At 28.7% G+C, this 21,464-nt stretch carries 20 protein-coding genes; 3 read left to right on the forward strand and 17 right to left on the reverse strand.

The genetic code is table 11. The features are described from left to right. Nucleotides 1–202 precede the first annotated feature (202 nt). The 6 genes from FYJ26_RS07175 to FYJ26_RS07200 all read right to left on the reverse strand — a co-directional run bounded on the left by FYJ26_RS07175 (nucleotide 203) and on the right by FYJ26_RS07200 (nucleotide 7,254). A complete protein-coding gene (locus tag FYJ26_RS07175) occupies nucleotides 203–1,741 on the reverse strand; it encodes an oligosaccharide flippase family protein (protein WP_154541055.1) in 1,539 nt (512 codons plus the stop codon). 7 nt (nucleotides 1,742–1,748) lie between these two features. After that, complete coding sequence (locus FYJ26_RS07180) at nucleotides 1,749–2,675, reverse strand: glycosyltransferase family 2 protein (protein WP_154541057.1); 927 nt, start codon at nucleotides 2,673–2,675, stop codon at nucleotides 1,749–1,751. Between the two features lie 43 nt (nucleotides 2,676–2,718). Beyond that, nucleotides 2,719–3,237, reverse strand: coding sequence for an adenine phosphoribosyltransferase (locus tag FYJ26_RS07185; protein WP_154541059.1), 519 nt, complete (start codon nucleotides 3,235–3,237; stop codon nucleotides 2,719–2,721). Between the two features lie 11 nt (nucleotides 3,238–3,248). Continuing rightward, nucleotides 3,249–4,157, reverse strand: a complete 909-nt coding sequence (locus FYJ26_RS07190; protein ID WP_154541061.1) for an LCP family protein — start codon at nucleotides 4,155–4,157, stop codon at nucleotides 3,249–3,251. Nucleotides 4,158–4,166: 9 nt separating this feature from the next. Then, nucleotides 4,167–4,640: a COG2426 family protein gene (locus FYJ26_RS07195; protein WP_154541063.1), complete on the reverse strand. Its 474-nt coding sequence runs from the start codon at nucleotides 4,638–4,640 to the stop codon at nucleotides 4,167–4,169. Between the two features lie 118 nt (nucleotides 4,641–4,758). After that, the gene (locus tag FYJ26_RS07200; protein WP_154541065.1) at nucleotides 4,759–7,254 is read right to left on the reverse strand and encodes an alkaline phosphatase family protein; all 2,496 of its coding nucleotides are present in this window, start codon (nucleotides 7,252–7,254) and stop codon (nucleotides 4,759–4,761) included. A gap of 225 nt (nucleotides 7,255–7,479) precedes the next feature. Here FYJ26_RS07200 and FYJ26_RS07205 point away from each other — a divergent pair, with 225 nt between their 5' ends. The 3 genes from FYJ26_RS07205 to scfB all read left to right on the forward strand — a co-directional run bounded on the left by FYJ26_RS07205 (nucleotide 7,480) and on the right by scfB (nucleotide 10,473). Continuing rightward, a complete protein-coding gene (locus tag FYJ26_RS07205) occupies nucleotides 7,480–8,811 on the forward strand; it encodes an Orn/Lys/Arg family decarboxylase (RefSeq protein WP_154541067.1) in 1,332 nt (443 codons plus the stop codon). 61 nt (nucleotides 8,812–8,872) lie between these two features. After that, complete coding sequence (gene scfA, locus FYJ26_RS07210; RefSeq protein WP_154541069.1) at nucleotides 8,873–9,022, forward strand: six-cysteine ranthipeptide SCIFF; 150 nt, start codon at nucleotides 8,873–8,875, stop codon at nucleotides 9,020–9,022. Between the two features lie 65 nt (nucleotides 9,023–9,087). Next, nucleotides 9,088–10,473: a thioether cross-link-forming SCIFF peptide maturase gene (gene scfB, locus FYJ26_RS07215; protein WP_154541071.1), complete on the forward strand. Its 1,386-nt coding sequence runs from the start codon at nucleotides 9,088–9,090 to the stop codon at nucleotides 10,471–10,473. Between the two features lie 36 nt (nucleotides 10,474–10,509). On the opposite strand, the gene FYJ26_RS07220 is transcribed toward scfB, so the two are convergent. The 11 genes from FYJ26_RS07220 to rho form a co-directional block, all read right to left on the reverse strand. Beyond that, nucleotides 10,510–11,142 carry a ComF family protein gene (locus FYJ26_RS07220; RefSeq protein WP_154541073.1) on the reverse strand — a complete coding sequence of 211 codons (633 nt, stop codon included), beginning with the start codon at nucleotides 11,140–11,142 and terminating at the stop codon, nucleotides 10,510–10,512. Continuing rightward, the gene (gene recD2 / locus FYJ26_RS07225; RefSeq protein ID WP_154541075.1) at nucleotides 11,139–13,292 is read right to left on the reverse strand and encodes an SF1B family DNA helicase RecD2; all 2,154 of its coding nucleotides are present in this window, start codon (nucleotides 13,290–13,292) and stop codon (nucleotides 11,139–11,141) included. Before recD2 ends, FYJ26_RS07220 begins: the two co-directional genes overlap by 4 nt. Nucleotide 13,293: 1 nt before the next feature. Further along, a complete protein-coding gene (gene murA, locus FYJ26_RS07230; protein ID WP_154541077.1) occupies nucleotides 13,294–14,571 on the reverse strand; it encodes a UDP-N-acetylglucosamine 1-carboxyvinyltransferase in 1,278 nt (425 codons plus the stop codon). A gap of 9 nt (nucleotides 14,572–14,580) precedes the next feature. Next, entirely contained in the window at nucleotides 14,581–15,210 is a 630-nt protein-coding gene (gene upp, locus FYJ26_RS07235) for a uracil phosphoribosyltransferase (protein WP_154541079.1), read from the reverse strand. Nucleotides 15,211–15,220: 10 nt separating this feature from the next. After that, nucleotides 15,221–16,258 carry an L-threonylcarbamoyladenylate synthase gene (locus FYJ26_RS07240; RefSeq protein ID WP_154541081.1) on the reverse strand — a complete coding sequence of 346 codons (1,038 nt, stop codon included), beginning with the start codon at nucleotides 16,256–16,258 and terminating at the stop codon, nucleotides 15,221–15,223. Beyond that, entirely contained in the window at nucleotides 16,230–17,234 is a 1,005-nt protein-coding gene (locus FYJ26_RS07245; protein WP_154541083.1) for a cation diffusion facilitator family transporter, read from the reverse strand. Before FYJ26_RS07245 ends, FYJ26_RS07240 begins: the two co-directional genes overlap by 29 nt. Beyond that, nucleotides 17,235–18,308 (reverse strand): peptide chain release factor 1, encoded by a 1,074-nt coding sequence (gene prfA, locus FYJ26_RS07250; RefSeq protein ID WP_154541085.1) that lies wholly within the window; start codon nucleotides 18,306–18,308, stop codon nucleotides 17,235–17,237. A gap of 9 nt (nucleotides 18,309–18,317) precedes the next feature. Continuing rightward, nucleotides 18,318–19,109: a peptide chain release factor N(5)-glutamine methyltransferase gene (gene prmC / locus FYJ26_RS07255; protein ID WP_154541087.1), complete on the reverse strand. Its 792-nt coding sequence runs from the start codon at nucleotides 19,107–19,109 to the stop codon at nucleotides 18,318–18,320. Nucleotides 19,110–19,165: 56 nt separating this feature from the next. Further along, on the reverse strand, nucleotides 19,166–19,372 hold the full coding sequence (rpmE, locus tag FYJ26_RS07260) for a 50S ribosomal protein L31 (RefSeq protein ID WP_154541089.1): 207 nt from the start codon (nucleotides 19,370–19,372) through the stop codon (nucleotides 19,166–19,168). 64 nt (nucleotides 19,373–19,436) lie between these two features. Continuing rightward, nucleotides 19,437–20,027, reverse strand: coding sequence for a TVP38/TMEM64 family protein (locus tag FYJ26_RS07265; protein ID WP_154541091.1), 591 nt, complete (start codon nucleotides 20,025–20,027; stop codon nucleotides 19,437–19,439). A 64-nt stretch (nucleotides 20,028–20,091) separates the two neighbouring features. Further along, nucleotides 20,092–21,435 (reverse strand): transcription termination factor Rho, encoded by a 1,344-nt coding sequence (rho, locus tag FYJ26_RS07270; protein WP_154541093.1) that lies wholly within the window; start codon nucleotides 21,433–21,435, stop codon nucleotides 20,092–20,094. Nucleotides 21,436–21,464: the final 29 nt, after the last annotated feature.

A 21,464-nucleotide genomic window follows, 5' to 3' on the forward strand; every position in this document is an offset into this window, starting at 1 on the left:
CTTTGACCTTAATCTTACTATACTAAGTTTATGTAAATATTCAAGTTTTAATTATAAATATTTCTATTATTTATAATTAATTGTTAGCTTTTAATAAATATTATCATCTTTTAAATTATCTATAAGATATAGAAATATCACAATATAATATAAGTAAATGCTAGATGTAATTATGACTTAAAACCTTATATAAAAAACTTATTTATAAAGAATGATATTTATTCTTTATAATATTAATTAAGGACTTTATCGGTTTTCTTACTAGATCTTTTTCAAATTTATTCATAGATAAGTACCAAGAAGTAAAGCAATAAAATATTACAAAAGCTATAATATATCCTATAAATTCATATATAGATTTTATATTTATTTTATATATGATTAAGGAGATTAATATAGCTGGTATCATACCTCTTAATACTAATATAATTTCTTTAAAATAATAAAATATATCAATACCTATCCTTTTATAGTAATAAATATTCATTATTATTCCATTTCCTATTGTTACTGTTATTGCTGTACCCAAGGCCGATCCTATAGGACCAAATTTGATAGCTAAGGGTATTGAAATAAAAAAGTTTGTTATAGCAACTATAAAAAACACTATTGCTGTAAATCTATGTAAATTTTTAGCCCTTTGTATATCTATACCTATGGATTGAATAAGAGATAAAAATGATGCTGACATTAGAATTAATGCTACATAATAAGATTCTATATAGGATTTATTTAGCCAAATATTAGAAATAAAGAATTTTCCAAAAGCAAAGAAACCTAAAAGAAATAACATTAAAACATACATTTGGATTCTTGAAATCTTTGCAAATAGTTTTGTAATCTCCATATCACTTTCATCGTTTGATACCATTCTATTTATTTGTGGAACAAATACGTTTACAATAGATGCTGCTAGTTGCTGATAGGCCCTATATATGATAGATCCCATAGCATAACTTGTAACTGCAAGACTTCCTACAAATTTTCCCAAAACAAACTTATCTACAGACCAATTTATTTGTTCCGTTATCATAGTTAAAAAGATAAAGCTTGAAAAAACACTTATAGCCTTTAATAGTTTTTTATCTATACTTGTAAAATCAAATCTCATACCTAATTTTTTTATTGCAAAATAAGAATTAGAAATAAGAGCGAAAAAACTTATAAGGGTTGTAACAATAACTAACCCTACAGACTTAAAGCCAATCATAAGTAATGGTATTCCTAACACTGGCGATAGTATTAGTCTTATAAGCATTATGACTTTTTGAAATATAAATTTTTCATTTGCTGTTATATAAGCTTCAAAAACACTAGTCGGGAAAGTTAAAAATATGTTAACAACTAGTATTGACATAAGTTTTTTAGAAAGAGAAATTTCACCTATGCTTAATTTACCACTTAATATAGTATCTAAATTTAATATTAATATAATACCTAAAAAAAGAGCTATAAAGGCCATAAACATAAAAACTATTATAAATAAGCCATTAAGTTTTCTTATTCCAGAATCATCATTTTTCACCTTATACCCATAGTAAAACCTAATATAAGCTCCACCGAATCCTAATGATAGTAGTCCTAGATATGCTACAAGAGATGCTGTAAGTTCATAGACTCCATATTCAGCATCTCCTAAATAATTAAGAATGATTGGTGTATAGGCAAGTGTTAATAGTGTATTTATAATTATTGAAAGATAAGATAAAACAGCTCCTACTTTTCTTTGACTAAAATTCATAATCTAGTTATTTAAGAAGTCTTTCTAGTTTTTGTTTATTAACAAAAAGTTTTAAACTTCTTAACCCTTGTTTCATTGAAATATTTTCTATATATTTTTTGTATTTATTATAATATTTTTTAACTAAATTAATATCATATCCTCTATCGAGGCACTCAAGCAATCTATATACAATTAAGCCTATAAGCTTATAATTTACCAAGACCTCTCTATGTTTTTTACTTAAGTTTATATCTTTATCATTTATTATTCTATTAACGAAATTAAAGTCCTTGTCAATTTTTTCTATTTCAAAATTAGATAAGGCTTTTTCATCAATCTTATTTATGTAAGTAGTAAGAAAATATTGAACAAGATTTATATTTTTTGTCTTTGACATAGCTTTTATAAAAAAAGAAATGTCTTCTCCCCATGAAAGATCTTCATAAAAGTAAATATTGTTTTTTCTAATAAACTCTTTTTTAAATACAAAAGTAGAAGTATGAAAATTATTTTTTCCTAGTATGTAGTTATAAAGGATATCCTTACTAATAAATTTAGTCTTACTTTCTCTTTTTTCATAATCATCTTCAATATAATATCCGCATATAGCTATATCACCATCATTTTCTCTTATAATGCAAAGCATTTTTTCTACAAAATCCACCTCGTATAAATCATCAGAATCTAAAAATGAAATATACTTTGTTGTAGATTTCTTAATCCCAAGGTTTCTAGCTGATGATACTCCACCATTTTCCTTATATATATATCTTATATTATCATAGTCTTTCATTAAAGATTCTATAACTTTTTTGGAATTATCAGTTGAACCATCATCAATTACCAGAATCTCAAAATCTTTACAGGTTTGATTTTCAATAGATAGAATTGTATCTTTAACCTTATCTTCCCTATTATATAGTGGTATTATTACAGTAAGTTTATCTTCCATAATTCCTCCAAAAAATTAAAACTTTCAAATTGATGAAAGCTTATTAATAATCATATTCTATAAGCGATATTACCTTATAATCTTTTAAAATTTCTCTACCTCCAAGTTCTGTTAGTTCTATTAAAAACTCAAAAGCTACTATCTCTCCTCCTAGGGATTCTATAAGTTTAGCTGAAGCCATTGCTGATCCACCTGTTGCTATAAGATCATCAATAATAACAACCTTATCTTTCTTATTGATAGCATCCTTGTGAATTTCTATTTCACTTTTTCCATATTCTAAATCATATGAAATAGATTCTATATCTCCTGGGAGTTTACCTGGTTTTCTTATTGGTACAAATCCAACACCTAGTCTATCAGCTAGTGGTGCTCCAAAAACAAATCCTCTAGATTCAATTCCTACTATATAGTCAAATTCTAAATCCTTTAAGGCATCTTCCATAAGGTCAAGCGTTTCTTTATAAGCCTTTTTATTCTTAAGTAGTGTTGTTATATCCTTAAATGATATTCCTTCTTTTGGGTAGTCTTCAATTACTCTAATAGTTGCTTTAATATCCATTTTTTCTCCTTTTACTCTTCTAATAGGTAATTATACAATACTTGGTTTCGAATATCTATAGTAGCTTCTGAATCTGGAATATAATAAGAAATTCCGTCTATAGTATCTGGATAGCCAGGTATTGTATATGTAGTGATTTGGGCTTGAGATATATTTTTAAAAGCCCATCCAAATGATAAGAGATTTTTATAATTTATATTTGTATCCATATTTGAGCTAAGTTTCGAAAATACCATTGGTATTCTTAAAAGCTTGCTAGGTTTTGATAGTTCGCTTATAAATTGAACTAGAAAATCTTGTTGGGTTGCAATCCTTCCTAGATCTGCATTTGAATATCCCTTCCTAAATCTTACATAGTTAAGGGCTTCTTGTCCATTAAATCTATGCAAACCAGGTTCTATATCTTGAGCATTTGCTATAGGTTCTTTTACATCTATATCAATGCCACCTAAAGCATCTACTCCATCTACAACAGCTTGAAAATTTACTTCACAATAATAATCGAGATCTATTCCAAGAAAATCTCTTATGGTTTTTATTGTCATATCCATACCACCATAAGAATGTGCTGCATTTATTTTGTCTAATTCTCCTTCAATATATACCCTTGTATCTCTTGGTATAGAAATTATATCAATAGTTTTTGTAGACTTATTCATCAATACAAGCATTAGGGTATCAGTTCTAGTATTAGTCTTCTCGCCTGTAGAGTCTACTCCTGCAAATAAGAAGAAGAGTTCATCCTTATGTCTTTGTTCAATTGTATTACCATCAGATAAATCATCGCCTATAAAATTATTTTCATTTTTTACAATACTTGATGATATAAGACCCTTTATTACAAAAATAGCTAAAAATAGAGTAATAGCCATTAATATAATAAGGATTAATTTTATAATAGTTTTTTTAATGTTTTTCATAAAATCCCCTTAAAAGAAAAAACTTGAAAAAATATATATAATTAAGCCAGCTATAGTATTTCCACAAGCTATTACAAGAAAAGATTTAATTCTTCTTAGTCCAAGAAGTGATGCAATTAGAGAGCCCATCCAAACTCCTGTACCTGGAAGTGGTATGGCTACAAATAAGAACAAACCTAGATACTCATATTTTTCTATATTATCCTTTCTCTTAAAGGCTTTTCCTTCAGCCCAATCTGCAATTTTTTTTAACTCTTTTCTTTCTTTCATCCAATCAAAGACTGGCTTAATCCACAATAGTATAAAAATTGCAGGTATAGTTGAACCCATTAATGATAATCCATATGCTTCAAATGGAGTAAAATCCATGGCAAGACCTATAGGAATAGAGCCTTTAAGTTCAATTAAAGGAAGCATAGATATAATTAATAGAGCTATTTCATTAGAAAATGATGTTCTAATTAAATCTATTATACTCTGCATATATTCTCCTTTTTTATTTTAATATCATATTTTAACAATCTTATTATATCATAATTTATAAGAATATAGCATTTATCAAGAAAAAACCCCGAAATCTAGAAATGATTTCGGGTTATTTTTATTTTGAAGCTTCATTAAAGTATTTAGATGATTTAGTATCTTGTTTCATCTCATAGTAAATTAATGAATTGAGCTTATTATTTCTTTCTTCAAATTCACTATCATCATTAACCTCTTGACCATTTTTATCATATATTTGCTTTGTACTAATTATTGGATAATCATCTTTCATATCAAGCATATATTTTTGGTAGGCTGAAAGCTTGATACCACCTGCTTTTTCTAATAGATATGGTGTAAGGTAGTTAAGTGATATATTTACATCCTTTTCTTCTTCTATATCATAATTTGCCCATATAGTTAAAGGTGTATCGAAAACATCTGCATTTGTATAATCTCCACCATCTTTAATCAAATTCATGAAAGCGTCATAGTTTTGTGGTTGGTGATCTCCAAATATGGCTATGATTGTAGGCTCATCATAATTTTTAAAATATTCTACTAACCTTTCTAAATCCTTATCTGACTCTTTAACTAAATTCACATATTGGTTAACACCTTGATCATCTATACCTGTTGGATTTTCAACTTTTACATCTCCTTCATAGTTTGATACATAGCCACCATGGTTTTGCATGGACACCAAATAATAAAAAAGTGGCTTTTCTGACTTATTTTCATACTTATCAATTATCATATCATAGGCAACAGAATCTTTCATAAAACCACTTAATGGCATAAAACTATCAGATTCATTATTATAATCGTCTATAAAATCTATATTTTTAAAGCCTAGGTTTGGCCAAACTTCTTGTCTAGAATAGTTTGTCGGCTTATTTGGGTGAGTTATAAAGGTTTCATATCCTTGGTCTTCAAGAACTCTTGCAACGGATGTATGACCATCTTTCACATATTGTTGGAACGGATAAGCACCTAAAGGGAAAAAAGTTAAAGGAATAGAAGTCAAAGCTTCATATTCTGAGTTAACCGTACCCCCGCCTAAAACCGATACATAAACATTTCCTTGTATAGCATTTTCATCTAAAGACCTCTGAAATCCTATAGGGTTTTCACTAATTTCTAAATTCCCTTTCCCATAGTAGTCAGCAAGAGCTTCCGATTGAATTATTATTATATTAGGTTTTTTATTATCTTTTTCTCCTATATCCTTGTTGTAATATTCTTCTAAGGTATTTTTAACTTCTTTTTCATCATATCCTTTAGGAGCAGTTATTATTTGATTAGCAAAAATCCTATAGAAACTATAAGGTGAACCTTCAACATAATAAGTTATGGATGGTCTCCATAAATTTACTCCTACTCCATTTTGTTTTATAAAATAATTTATGCTTGTAACAAGTATTATGGCAAATACTGTAGAATATGCGATAAATTGCTTTAAGTATGAAAGCTTACTTATATTAATCTTAGCTTCTTTTATTGAAATTATAATCAAAAGCCACATTGAAGCTAAAAGATACGCCATTAAAGACATAGGATTTAGAGCAATTGTAGTTTCTTTAGCAACATCGGCTGCAACCCCTAGCGAGCTTAAAAAAGCAGGTATGAGTGGTGAGTCTCTTAATATAAATAAGGCATCATTGGCTATACCAAATGCAATAGAAATTAAGAGTACAAGTACCATGGATAGTCTTTTCTTTCTAGATACTATATAAAGTAGTACTTGAATTAAGAAAAGTATAAGAGCATTTATAAGTATATAAACAATCTCCATAGACATAAATTCTGGATTATAGGCTGACTCTAATATATAAAAAGATACAAATGGATTTATAACAAAAAGTATCCAATTAACTATGGAATATTTTTTATCATCCTTCCTATTCTTATATACACTTCTTATCCCAAGACTTAATAAAAATACCATGAGTATAAGAGCAATCATGTCATTGAATGTATAAGGTGTACTAAAGACTGTAAATGTGCCAGTATTTGATATATGATCTTTTATCTTATACATTCCAAATATAGATATAGCTAAAATCACAAAATCTATAATATAATCTTTTAATCCATAAGCTAATTTTTTAATTGGATTTTTGGATGCTATTAACTTATTTATTAAACTATATAAGAATATATAGAAAAATCCTATAGCAAGTATTGCAATTAAAGTTTGTATCAATACAGATACAAGACCTGTATAAGAGATATCTACATATGATTGATTATCTGATGAGTTTGCATACATGGTCATTGTATGGTCTGTGAGATAAGTCATAACAGCTTGGGAATAAGCTGGATTTGTAGCAAAGTTTACTGTTAAGTCATCAAATAAAAGCTTTAATGGTGGTTTAAATTTAATATGGTTTCCTTCACTATATCCATTTGTTTTTATTGGATAACCTGTTTCAGTATTTGACTTTTCCCACCCCTTAATATCCATATTATCAAGGTTAAGTAATTTATCTCCTATATAAATCGAATAGATTTTAAAATTATCCGAATCTTTTGTAATATTTGAAGTTTGTTCAATTATGATTTCTTCATTTGTAAACGCTTTAAAGGAAAAATCTTTAATAAAAGATTGCAAAAATAGAATTACAATTAATGAAATTATAAATGAAAAAATTTTTATCTTTCTTTCTCTACTAATATTAATCCCCTCTTTTCTTGTCTGTTAAATAAATATATGTTAATTATAAATTTTGTGTAAACTTCGTGATATAATTATATATTATATGACAAATTATGTAAATATAATGTTTTTATAATAAGAAATCCTATCTATATGGATTTAGTGACATAAAGGAGTTATATGTTAATAGATAAATTAGACCAATATATAGAAGATAATTATTATTCATTTGCTATGCCAGGACATAAGAGAAATAAGAATATATTAAATAAAGCATTACCTTATGATAGGGATATAACAGAAATTAGAGGATTTGATAACCTAAATGACCCCAAAACTATATTTAAGGATATGGAAGATAAGCTTAAAGAAATATATAAGTCCTTTGACTTTATCATTTCTACAAATGGATCTACTTGTGGAATACTTTCATCCATTAGGACACTAACAAGAAAAAATAAAAATATACTTGTCCAAAGAAATTCCCACAAGTCAGTCTATAATGCCATAGAAATTTTTAATTTAGATGCAGATTTTATAGATTTACTTATAGATTGTGATATAGCTTATGATATAGATTATGATGATTTAGAAAACAAGTTGAAAAATAAGGATTATAGTGCCATAGTTTTGACATCACCCTCTTATGAAGGATTTATGCTTAATTTAAAAAGAATAAGAAAAATCTCAAAAAATACCAAGATTATATTAGATATGGCACATGGATCTCACCTAATTCTTGATAAATTATATGATGAATTAGATTTTGATATTGCAATTACTTCTTTTCATAAGAATCTATCTGCTCTAACTCCTGCTGGTGGAGTTATAATAAATAATAAATCTATAGACAAAAAAGAAGTAAGACGAAATATGGCTATTTTTCAAACATCTTCTCCATCATATATAATTTGTCAATCCATAGATGATATGATAGATAATTTTCAAAAGTTTTATATGCTGTATAATAGCTTAAATGAGAATTTAGATGACTTATATAATATTAAACTTTCAAATCTTAAATTCATTAATAATAAAAATAAAGATAAGTCAAAGATTCTAATATCTTGTAAAAATACTAATATAAATGGAAATGATTTTTCGAATTTTTTATATAAGAAAAAAATAGAAGTAGAAATGGTATCTTATTCCTATATTTTATTATTAAGCTCTATTTTTAATCAAAAGAAAGACTTTAACAAGCTTAAACAAACAATAATAAATATGGATAAGAATCTTTCTTATAAGAAAGATAGTTTTGATTTTTCTTATAAGATACCTAAAAGGGCCCTATCTATAAATGATGCCTTAAGAAGAAAGAAAAAGATTGTTGATTTTAATAATGCTGATAAGAAGATTTCTGGATCTTTTATCTATGCCTATCCCCCAGGGATACCTCTAATAGTTCCTGGAGAAATTTTTGATATAGATATAATTTCAAATATTAAAAATCTACTAGAACAATCTGTACAGCTTAATATAGAAAAGGGTGGTTTTATTATACTAGATTGACAAGTGTAGACTATTTTGTTAGAATATAGATAATAATACTACATAATTTAAGGAGATAAAAATGAAAAGAATTATTACTTTAAATACAAGAAATCTTCACAAAAGCAAAAAAGATGGTGGTTGTGGAGAATGTCAAACATCTTGCCAATCAGCTTGTAAAACATCTTGTGGTGTTGCAAATCAAGAATGTGTAAACTCAAAAAATAAATAAGGGCATGACCCTTATTTTTTTATGGTCTTAATCTAGACTATTTCACTATAATTTAAGGAGAAATTATGATTCATCAATATAGAGCAAAGGGCTATAATATAGTTCTAGATGTATATTCAGGTTCTGTTCATTTAGTAGATGATATAACTTATGATATTATAGAACTTTTTGATAAGGATAAAAAATACATAAAAAAAGAAATTCAAAAACTACATAATATATCAAACGAGGAATTTGAAGAGAGCTTGTCTGAAGTAGAAAGCCTTAAAAATCAAAATCTTTTATTTTCAAAGGATGATTTTAAAGATATTACTATTGATATAGATAATAAGAAAACTTATCTTAAAGCTATGTGCCTTAATGTAAGCCATACTTGTAACCTATCTTGTGAGTATTGCTTTGCTAAAGGCGGAAGATACCATGGTCCTGAAGCAATAATGACATGGGATGTAGCAAAGAGTGCTATAGATTTTCTTTTAAAAAATTCTGGATCACATTTTAACCTTGATATTGATTTTTTCGGTGGTGAACCACTTTTAAATTGGGAATTGGTTAAAAAAACTATTGACTATGCAAGGAGTAAGGAAGAAGAATATAATAAACACTTTAATTTTACTCTTACTACCAATGGAGTACTTTTAGATGATGAAAAAATTGATTATCTAAATGAAAATATGAAAAATGTTGTTCTTTCTCTTGATGGAAGAAAGGAGAAACATGATGAATTTAGGAAGACTATAGATGGTAGAGGCTCATTTGATAAGATTGTTCCAAAATTTCAAAAACTTGTAGAAAAACGTGGTGATAAAGAATATTACATGAGGGGCACCTTTACAGCCAATAACCTTGATTTTACAGAAGATATAAAAACTTATCTTAATCTAGGTTTTAAGAGAACCTCCCTTGAACCAGTTGTTGGAAACAGTGAAGAGGACTATGCACTTAAGGAAGAACATCTTCCAAAGATATATAATGAATATGAAAAACTTGCTGATATGCTAATTGAAGCTGTAGATAAGGATAATAAGTTTATCTTCTATCATTATATGATAGATTTAAACAATGGTCCTTGTGTTTATAAAAGAATATCTGGTTGTGGGTCAGGTTCTGAATATATGGCTGTAACTCCAACAGGAGATTTATATCCTTGCCATCAATTTGTCGGAAACGAAAATTTCAAAATCGGAGATGTTTATGATGGTATAAAAAGAGAAGACTTGATTTCTAATTTTAAGAAAAATAACCTTTATAGCCAAAAAAAATGTAGGGATTGCTGGGCACAGATGTATTGTTCTGGTGGTTGTGCTGCAAATAATTTTAATGCAGGTGGCGATATCAATAAAATTTATGATTATGGATGCAAAGTATTTAAGAAAAGAATAGAAATGGCTCTTGCTGTAAAAATTCATGAATTTTTAAGAGAAAATGAAAAAGAAGAAGATATAAGTTAAAAATAGTAGCCGTTGCAATTAAATTTGCAATAGCTACTATTTTTTTACTCTGTGGCTTGACGCAAGAGCAATTATTTCAATACTATCTGGGTTATTTTTTTCCAAAGTTCTTATTATCTCCTTCATAGTATTTGAACTTGTTATAATATCATCAAATACCAATATCGATTTTCCAGTTAAGTCTTCATCTATAAAAAATGAATTCTTAAGGTTCACTTCCCTATCTTCTCTAGATAAAATATGTTGGACCTTGGTATTTTTTATTTTTTTGAAAGAATCAAGATAACTAATACCTAAATCCTTTATAAAATAATCACAAATTAATCTTATATGGTCAAATCCTCTCTTATTTAAAACTGACTTTGACGAAGGTGTTGCAAGTATATAATCAAAATTAAATAGTTTTTTTTCTTTTAAATAGGAATAAATCATAGACCCAAATACCTTATAAAGTGAGGTATTTCTATTAAACTTATAATCAGCTATAAGATTTGCCATAAAATCATTGTAAAAATATAAGACTCTTGTATTATAATCTAGTATCTTAAATTCATTATCTACAAAATCTAACTTATCCAGACATTCTTCACATAAGAAATGTATTTCATGTGTTTCCCTTTTACATGATAAACATAAATTTTCATCTAAAAATAAAAAATCTAAAATCATTTCAATACCTTATCAAGCTCATTTATCCAAAAACTAAGATTAGTTAATCTTTTAGACTGTCTATCATTATTCACCATTTGTTTTAAAATCCTCTTCTCCCCTAAAAGTATAACGAGCTTTTTTGCTCTTGTTATAGCTGTATATAGAAGATTCCTATTTAAAAGCATATAGGATGTACTCATCATTGGTATAATTACACAGTCAAATTCTGAACCTTGCGACTTGTGTATAGTTATAGCATATGATAGGTCTAAATCTTTTATATCATCTTTTTTATAAGTTACAATATTTCCATCATAAAATTCAACCTTTAGCTTTTCTCTTTTTACATCAATATCAATAATCCTACCTATATCCCCATTGTATACCCCATCATCAAAATTCGATGGATCATCACTTTCAAGGTCATAATTATTTCTAACTTGCATGACTTTGTCATTTATCCTATATATTTTATTATTGACCTTAATCTGTGAATTAGACTTATTAAGCTCTTTTTGGAAAATAAGGTTTAAATTGACTGTACCCCAATCAGACTTTTTACTAGGAGCAAGAACTTGGATATCATTTATTGGATCAAATTTATAATAGCTTGGCAGCCTTAATTTGACCAAGTTTAATATATCATTAATAAAGTTTTTTTTATCTGAATCTATAAAAAAGAAATCCTTGTTTTTTTGATTTAAATAAGGATATTTTCCTTCATTTATCCTATGTGCATTTACTACAATATTACTTTGCTTAGCCTGTCTAAAGATTTTTTTAAGTTTTACATTTTTTATATTTGTTTCTAGTATATCTTTTAAGACATTTCCAGGTCCAACACTAGGAAGCTGATTATGATCTCCAACAAGGATTAAGGCTGTTTTATCACTTACTGCCCTTAGTAAGGTGTCCATTAATCTTATATCAATCATAGATACCTCGTCTAAGATAATATAGTCTGTTATTAGAGGGTTTTCTTCGTTATATTCTGGAATTGGGCTATCAGGTTTTATGCCCACGAGTCTATGAATTGTAAGAGCTTTTTTATCAGTTGATTCTTGCATTCTTTTTGCAGCTCTTCCTGTAGGAGCTGCAAGTAAAAATTTAAGATTATTTTTTTCAAGTATCCTTGTAATTGCTCTTATTATTGTGGTTTTTCCAGTACCTGGTCCTCCAGTTACTACTAAAAGCATATTTCTAAAGGCTTGATCTATGGCATCTTCTTGTTCTTTCGAAAAGCCTTCAAAGTTTTCATCTATATCAATATCAAATATAAAATCTTCATTTTTAAGTCTTGATAGGTGAATGGCACAAGATTTTTCTGCCTTATAAAGTTCTTTTTCATATACATATTTATTTCCTTGAAATTCCATTATTAAAATTTTAGAATTTAGCTGATCCGATAAAATTTGTTTTTTAATGATATCTTTATCTACCTTTATTAATTCATATACGTCATCTATAAGTTTTTCTAAAAGCATGGTACAATTACCACTCATATCAGCATCATTTTTAAGTATATAGTTAATAGCAGCAGATATCCTAAAATCAGAGTCCCTTTCCATTTTCATATTTAAAGCAATCTTATCAGCCATAAGAAAACCTATCCCTCTTATATCTTCACTTAGCTTATAAGGATTAGTTTTTATAAGGCTAATGGTATCATCACCATAGTTTTTATAAATTTTATTTGAAAGATTATATGATATATCTAAGGACTGTAGATATAAAAGTACCTCTCTACTCTCTCTTGCCGCTTCACTTGAATCTTTTATCTTTTGAAGCTTTTTTTTACCTATACCATTAATAGATAAGAGTTTATCAGGATTATTAAAAACTATATCTATGGACTCATCCTTAAACTTATCATAGATAAGCTCGGCTGTTTTTTTACCTATAGATTCAATACTACCATTTGATAGGAAATTAATTATAGCTTTTTTACCTGAGGGCTTTTTTAACCTTGCTTCTTTTACATTAATTTGCTCGCCATATTTTTCATGATAAATAATATCACCAATAATCTCTATATTGTCTTCTTCATTAAAAAAAGGCATAGTTCCAGTACATATTATAGGAGAATCAAAAGTTTCTAAAGATAATACTGTGTATCCGTTTTCTTCATTTCTATAAATAATACTTTTAACTATGCCTTCAAATTTCATTTTATATTACCTGTTTTCTTTCAATTTTAGCTCCAAGATTAGTGAATTTTTTAATTAAGTCGCTATATCCTCTATCTATATGATAAATATCAGATATCATTGTTTCACCTTCTGCTACAAGTCCTGCTAAAATTAAAGCTGCTCCTGCTCTTAGGTCTGTTGCCTTTACTTCTGCTCCGTGAAGCTTATCTACACCAACTATTGCTGCTCTATTACCTTCAGTTACTATTACTGCTCCCATTTTTTTAAGTTCATCTACATGCATAAACCTATTTTCAAAAACAGTTTCAACTACTGATGATTCTCCATTACACACTGTCATTAATGCCATAAATTGTGATTGGACATCTGTAGGAAATCCAGGATATGGTAAAGTTTTGATTGTAGTTGGTTTAAGCCTTTTATCAGTTCTTACCCTAATCATATCTTCATCATCAATCTCTTCTACATGAGTTCCCATCTCTATAAGCTTTGCTATAACTGGCCTGATATGGCTCCCTATGACATTCTTAACTAGGATATCACCCTTAGTAATAGCTGCTGCTAACATATAAGTTGCCGCTTCTATCCTATCAGGAACTATGGTATGTCTTGTTCCTTTAAGTTTTTCTACACCTTTAATAATAATATTAGATGTACCTGCTCCAATAATATCAGCCCCCATTTTTGATAAAAATGAAGCCAAATCTACTATTTCAGGCTCTTTCGCTGCATTTTCTATTACAGTTTCACCTTCAGCAAGACATGCTGCCATCATTATGTTTTCTGTAGCTCCAACTGATGGAAAATCTAGATAAATCACATCTCCTTTTAGCCCACATTTTGCCAATGAAGATATTTCTTCATGATTCATTGTTGTATTGGCTCCTAAAGATTCAAAACCTTTAAGGTGAAGATCTATTGGTCTTTTTCCAATATTGCATCCGCCTGGTGCCTTTGTAATAGCATGTCCAAATCTTGCAAGTAGTGGACCCATTACTATAAAAGATGCCCTCATCTTATCCATTAATTCAAATGGTGTTTCATATTTATCTACCTTTGAAGCATCGATTTTTAAGGAAGTATCTGATATATATTCAACTTTTGCATTTAAACTCCTTAATATTTCTACCATTACTTCAATATCTTTAAGCTTTGGAACTTCATCCAAAATGACTTCTTCTGTAGCCAAGATACTTGCAGCAAGTATTGGTAGAGCTGAGTTTTTCGCTCCTGAAATTGAGACCTCTCCCCTTAAAGGTCCATTATCCCTAACTAATAATATTTCTTTGTTCACCATATAATACCCCTACTTTGTTCCAAAAAGCCTATCTCCAGCATCACCTAGTCCTGGCACTATATAACCATCCTTATTTAATTTCTCATCTAATTGTGCTATATAAATATCTACATCTGGATGTTCCTTTTGAACTTTTTTAATTCCTTCAGGTGCAGCAATAATATTAAGTAATTTTAATGATGTGCACCCCTTTTCTTTTAATCTTTGAATAGCATCACAAGCAGAGCCTCCTGTTGCAAGCATAGGATCTATAACTAACATATCCCTTTTATTGGAATCTTTAGGTATTTTTAAATAGTATTCTACAGGTTTCAAACTCTCTTCGTCTCTATACATACCAATATGTCCAATTCTTGCAGCTGGAAAGACTTCAATAAGTCCATCAACCATTCCAAGTCCAGCACGAAGTATTGGTATAATGCCAAGTTTTTTGCCTGAAAGCCTATATCCTTTAGTAGCGCAGATTGGTGTATTTAAGTCATATTCTTCAACTGTAAAGTCCTTACTTGCCTCATATGCAAGAAGGATTGTAATTTCCCTAATAATAGACCTAAATTCATTACTCCCTGTATTTTTATCTCTTAGTATCGAAATTTTATGTTTGATCACTGGATGATCTAGTACTGTAACTTTGCCCATCATTTCTCCTTTATAAATAATTCACATTTCCTGACGCTGATTTTTTCATTCTATTCATTATACTTTTACCCAAACCTATATCTTCAACACCTTGGGCTAATATTATATCACAAGAATTTCTATCAAGATCTCTTAGTGCCTGAAATAATACATGGCTCATCTCGATAAGCCTATCCTTATTCCCTAATGATAAGGTATAATAATCTGAAAACTCATCTAGATAATCATTAAATACTAAAATTCCTACCTTGTTCCCCTTCTCACTTTCTTTTTTCGCTAAATCTTTTATTAAACTTATACTCTTATCTCCAACATAAACTTCCATCCTAGCTTTTGGGGCATAGTGTTTATATTTTTGACCAGGAGATCTAGGAACTTTCGAATCATCAACTAAAGAATCATCCAAGCAAACTTCAGGTATAAATTCTTTTATATATTCATAAGTATAAAAACCAGGCCTTAGTATACAAGGCTTATCTAAACTCATGTCTATTACTGTAGATTCTATACCTATATCACTTTCTCCTCCATCGAGTATCAAAGAAATTCTTCCATTCATATCATAGTATACATCACTTGCATTTGTTGGTGATGGTCTTCCTGATATATTTGCCGAAGGAGCTGCTATAGGTGTATTGCACTCTTTTATAAATAATCTCGCAAGCTCATCTTTTGGCCTTCTTACAGCAACAGTATCGCCTCCACCTGTTATTATAGCAGGTATTTTTGAACTCTTTTTGAGTATAACAGTCAGTGGCCCTGGCCAAAGATTGTTAATAAGATATTTAGTCTTATCATCAACTTTCTCAACCAAGTCAATAAGTTCTTCGTTTTCTGATATATGTAAAATTAAAGGATTATCAGCCGGTCTATTTTTTGCCTTAAATATTTTAGCTGCGGCCTTTTCATTTAGTCCATCAGCTCCTAAACCATATACTGTTTCTGTAGGAAAGGCAACCAATTCTCCCATTTTTATTAAATTTCCTGCTTTTTTAAGATAGGAATAGTCAACATTATTCCTATCTATCTTCAATATCTTTGTTTCCATTTTCCACTGACTTTCTTAATCTTTCAATTATCTTTTTATTTTCTTCGTTTTCTGTTAAACAATAAGTTGGATCCATGTGTATGGTTATAGATATATTTAACTCATTTTTTAGCCTTACTTCAACGTCTGTAACAGCCTGATGCATAATACCTACACTTATATTAGATGGAACTTCTACATCACATGAGCCAGTTAGTTTACCCCTACCATATTCGTGAATATTTAAATCATGATATCCTTCTATTAAATCGCCTTCTAAAATTATTGTTTCTATTTTTTTATGAAGTTCAGGGCTTACTCCCCTTCCTAATAGCTTATCCATAGTTTCTAAGGAAAGATCTAAACCCGGCTTAAATACAATTACAGCAAGTATAATACCAATTATTGAATCTAAGTTGAAATCTATATATCTTTGTACAATTACTGAAATAATAATAGATATAGTAGATAAAATATCATTCCTTGCATCTATCATTACAGCATAATTGAGTTGTGAATCAAGCATTTTATTTAATTTTTTATTTAATAAGTATATATAGATTTTAAAAGTTAAAGAAAAAATTAATATTATAAGTGCTATAAAACTAAGCCTAGGTATATCTCCTTTATAGAAACTCTTTATAGAATTTATAAAAAGAACAAATCCTATAAACATTATAAAAATTGATACAAGAAAACTTGCTATATATTCACTCCTACCATGACCATAAGGATGTCCACTATCTGCTGGCTTATTACTTGCCTTTGCACCTATTAAGGTTATAAAGCTAGTAAGCGAATCAGACATATTATTAAAGGCATCACCAATTATAGCTTGAGATGATGATAATATACCTATAGTAATTTTTATAATAAATAATAGAGCATTTATCAGAACACCTACAAGACCTGAAAGTGATATAAGTTTAAGCCTAACACTCCCATTCTTATAATTCTTATAGTCTTTAACATAAATTTTGCTAAGGAATTTAAACAATTATTCTTCTCCCATTGTTTCAAGTTTTCTTGCTTGATCTTCAGTTATCAGAGATTCTATCATCTCTTCTATATTTCCATTTAAAAAGTCATCTAGTTGATAGATTGTCTTATTAATTCTGTGATCTGTAATTCTTCCTTGCGGATAATTATAGGTTCTAATTCTTTCTGAACGATCTCCAGTACCTACTTGAGATTTTCTATTATCTGATATTTCCTTTTGACGTTTTTGTTCTTCAAGCTCATATAATCTAGATCTTAAAACTCTCATAGCCTTGTCTTTGTTCTTAATCTGAGATTTTTCGTCTTGGCAAGTTACTACAAGACCTGAAGGTATATGGGTAAGTCTTACTGCTGAATCTGTTGTATTTACACTTTGACCTCCATTACCACTAGACCTATATACATCAACTCTTATATCATTAGGATCTATCTTAACATCTACCTCATCAGCTTCAGGCAAAACTGCAACAGTTGCAGTAGATGTGTGGATTCTACCACCAGATTCAGTTTCTGGAACCCTTTGAACCCTATGAACTCCAGATTCATACTTAAGCTTTGAATAAGCGCCCTCTCCTCTAACTAGAAAAGTCGCTTCTTTAACTCCACCAATTCCTTGGCTTGATACATTAATATCTTCTGTTTTGTAACCTTGCTTATCAGAGTACATATGATACATCCTATAAAGATTACCAGCAAAAAGACCAGCTTCATCTCCACCAGCTCCTGCTCTAATTTCAACAATTACATCCTTGTGGTCGTTAGGATCTTTCGGTATTAATAAGACTTTTAAGTCTTCTTTATATACTTCTAGTTTATTCTTGTTTTCATCAATCTCAGCCTTAAGTAGATCAATCATTTCTTTATCTTCAGCCTCTTTTAAAAGCTCACTGTTTTCTTCAATCATATTCTCAGCTTCTCTAATTTGATTGTATTTTTCTACTATAGGTTTTAATTGATTGTATTCTCTTGAAACTTTTTTAAACTTATCAGAGTCTGATAAAACTTCTGGATCTGCAAGTTTTTTCTCCAATTGTTTAAAATTTTCTTTCATATGTTCTAGATTTTCTAACATATATCCTCCTTAGATATTTGATGATAAAATCCTATCAAAATCATTATAATCTTTTATTGCTTTTATATTTTTATATCCCTCATCTTTTAAAAGCTGGATAAGAGGATTTTTTTGGTTATATCCTATCTCTAAGTATATTTTACCATTTTTATTGAGAAAATACTTGGCTTTAGAAATTATCTGCCTATAAAAATATAAACCATCTTCTCCACCGTAAAGAGCGTTTTTAGGCTCATAATATAATTTCTCCTCCAAATTTTCATAATCATCTTTATTTATGTAAGGTGGATTTGACACTATTAAGTCAAACTTTTCATCTATATTTGAAAATAAGTCACTATAGATAAATTCTACATTGTTTAATTTAAGTTTAGATTTATTTAAATTCGATAATTCAAGAGCATCTTTTGAAATATCACATCCTATAATCCTTGATTTTTCTAATTTTTTTGCCAAAGCTAGACTTATAGCCCCACTTCCACAACCAATATCAAGTATTTTTTCCTTTTTAAATGGTTCTTTTAGAATTTCTTCAACTAGAATTTCCGTTTCAAATCTTGGTATAAGAGCTCTTTTATCTACATAAAGATCTAGACCATAAAAATTCCACTTACCAATTGCATATTGGAGTGGATATCCCTTTTGTATCTTTTTTAATATTTTTATTAGTTCATTTTCTATCTCTTTACTTAATTCCTTTTCAGGATAAAGATATAGATTGTTTTTATTTGTATCTAGCAAATATGAAAGAATAAGTGCTGCATCATTTCCATATTTTTCTAAAAAACATCTTACTTTCATAAGTATTCTCTAATATTTTCTTAAGTATATAAAAAATAAGGTTAGAGAATCTAACCTTATTTATTTCTTCCATATTTTCTATTGAACTTCTCTACATTACCACCACGATCAGAAAATCTTTGTTTTCCTGTATAAAATGGGTGACATTGTGAACATACTTCAACTTTTATCTCTTCTTCTGTTGAACCAACAGTGAATTCATTACCACATGATGTACAAGTAACTTTTGCTTGGTGGTATTCTGGATGTAGTTCTTTTTTCATATAAACACCTCTTCTTGTCTCTTTCAATAAGCAATAGTTATTATACCATAAGGATCTATATCTTTCAAGCAAAATTTTTAAATATAGTTTTTATTCCCAAAACAAGACCCATAGAATAGATAAAGATTGATGGTGGTTTACAAAATAGAATTATTTTTGCAAAAGTCGAAAATTTCATATTAGTTAAACCTGAAAAATAGCATAGAAAATCATCAGGTGCTACAGGTAAAAGTATAGCCCAAGCAAAAAACCTATCATATTTATCATGATTTAGCCATTTTCCATACTTTTCGAAACTTTCTTCTCCAAATATTGATAAGACTATTTCTTTACCGAAAAATCTTGATATAAAAAAGACAATCATTGAACCTATACATATAGAAATATAATTATAGATAAAGCCCCACAAAGGACCAAACATTACTACTCCAAAGGCTGTAGTAATCCCTCCTGGTATAACAGGAATAACAATTTGTATAATCTGTAAAAGCATAAAAATCATAGGAGCCCAAATACCATATGACTTAAGAAGCTTTTGTAGACTTTCAACAGATGTAAATATATTCATCTTATATCCCCTATACCCTAAATATATAGATATGAGTATTATTAAAATACTAATTATATTAATTATGCTTTTTGTTTTTATTTTCATAAAAACTCCTAATCAAAATTTAATTTCACTTTCTGCTATATTTTGTTATACAAGAAAAATATGCTTAATTTTTGTAAGTTTTATTTATAAGTTCTATAAATTCATCATTAGTTGATGTTTTTGACAATAGGCTTAAGAATTCATTTGTAAATTCAATTTTATCTCTCATATCAGAATTTCTAAGTTTATAAGCAGCTTCTTCTTCTTTTTCAGACAATAATAAATTGTCTTTTCTAGTAGATGATTTTTCTATATCAATGGCTGGGAAAATTCTCCTTTGAGCAAGTTTTCTATCAAGGTGTAATTCCATATTACCCGTTCCTTTAAATTCTTCATAAACCATATCATCCATCCTAGAACCTGTATCAATAAGAGCAGTGGCTATTATTGTTAAAGATCCTCCATTTTCTATATTTCTTGCTGCCCCGAAAAATTTTTTAGGTCCTACTAAAGCAAGTGGGTCTAATCCCCCTGAAAGAGTTCTTCCAGATTGTGGAGTCATAATGTTATATGCTCTCGCAAGCCTTGTAATTGAATCAAGTAAAATTACCACATCTTTATTATCTTCTACCAATCTTTTTGCCCTTTCTAATACCATCTCTTGCATATAAATATGGTTTTGAGGTGGTTTATCAAAGGTTGATGCAGCAACTTCAGTTCTCATTAATTCATTATTTTTATCCCTATATTGGTTTACAAATCTCTTAAAATCCGTTACCTCTTCTGGTCTTTCATCTATAAGAAGAACTAGAATTTTTAAATCATCAAAATTTTTTTCAAGAGCATACTCAATATCCTTTATTAAGGTAGTTTTACCAGCCTTAGGTTGAGCAACTATAAGTCCTCTTTGTCCCCTACCTATAGGTGATATTATATCAATAATTCTTTGAGAAATATTATTTTTATTTGTTTCGAGTTTTAGTTTTTGATTTGGATAAATTGGTGTAAGTAATTCAAAATTTGATCTATTAAAAGCGTCGGCAGCCTTAAGGCCATTAACATCTGAAACGAAAATTAAGGGTGAAAATTTATCTCTATCTCTTTTTTCTCTGGCTATTCCCTTGATGAAATCTCCAGTTTTAAGTCTAAACATTTTTACTTGTTTTGGGGAAACATATATATCATCATTGCTTGATTCATAAAGGGCTGTTCTTAAAAAACCAAAGCCATCTTCATGAAGATCTAAAAGCCCTTCACAATTAAATTTTTCTCCAAGATCAAATGAAGAGTCATTATCATCAGATGAATTTTCTCCATTCTTTTTGCCATCTTCATTGTATATATCCCTAATTTTTTCTATAAGTTCGTTTTTTCTAAATGAGCTTATAGCTTTTATATCTAATGACTTTCCAATCTTTTTAAGCTCATCAAGTTTTAAATGTTCTAAATTATTAATATCTATTTCCATATATTTCCTTCTTAATAAAAAATATCCGG

Source organism: Anaerococcus porci, from assembly GCF_009696575.1.
In the GTDB taxonomy this organism is placed as follows: domain Bacteria; phylum Bacillota; class Clostridia; order Tissierellales; family Peptoniphilaceae; genus Anaerococcus; species Anaerococcus porci.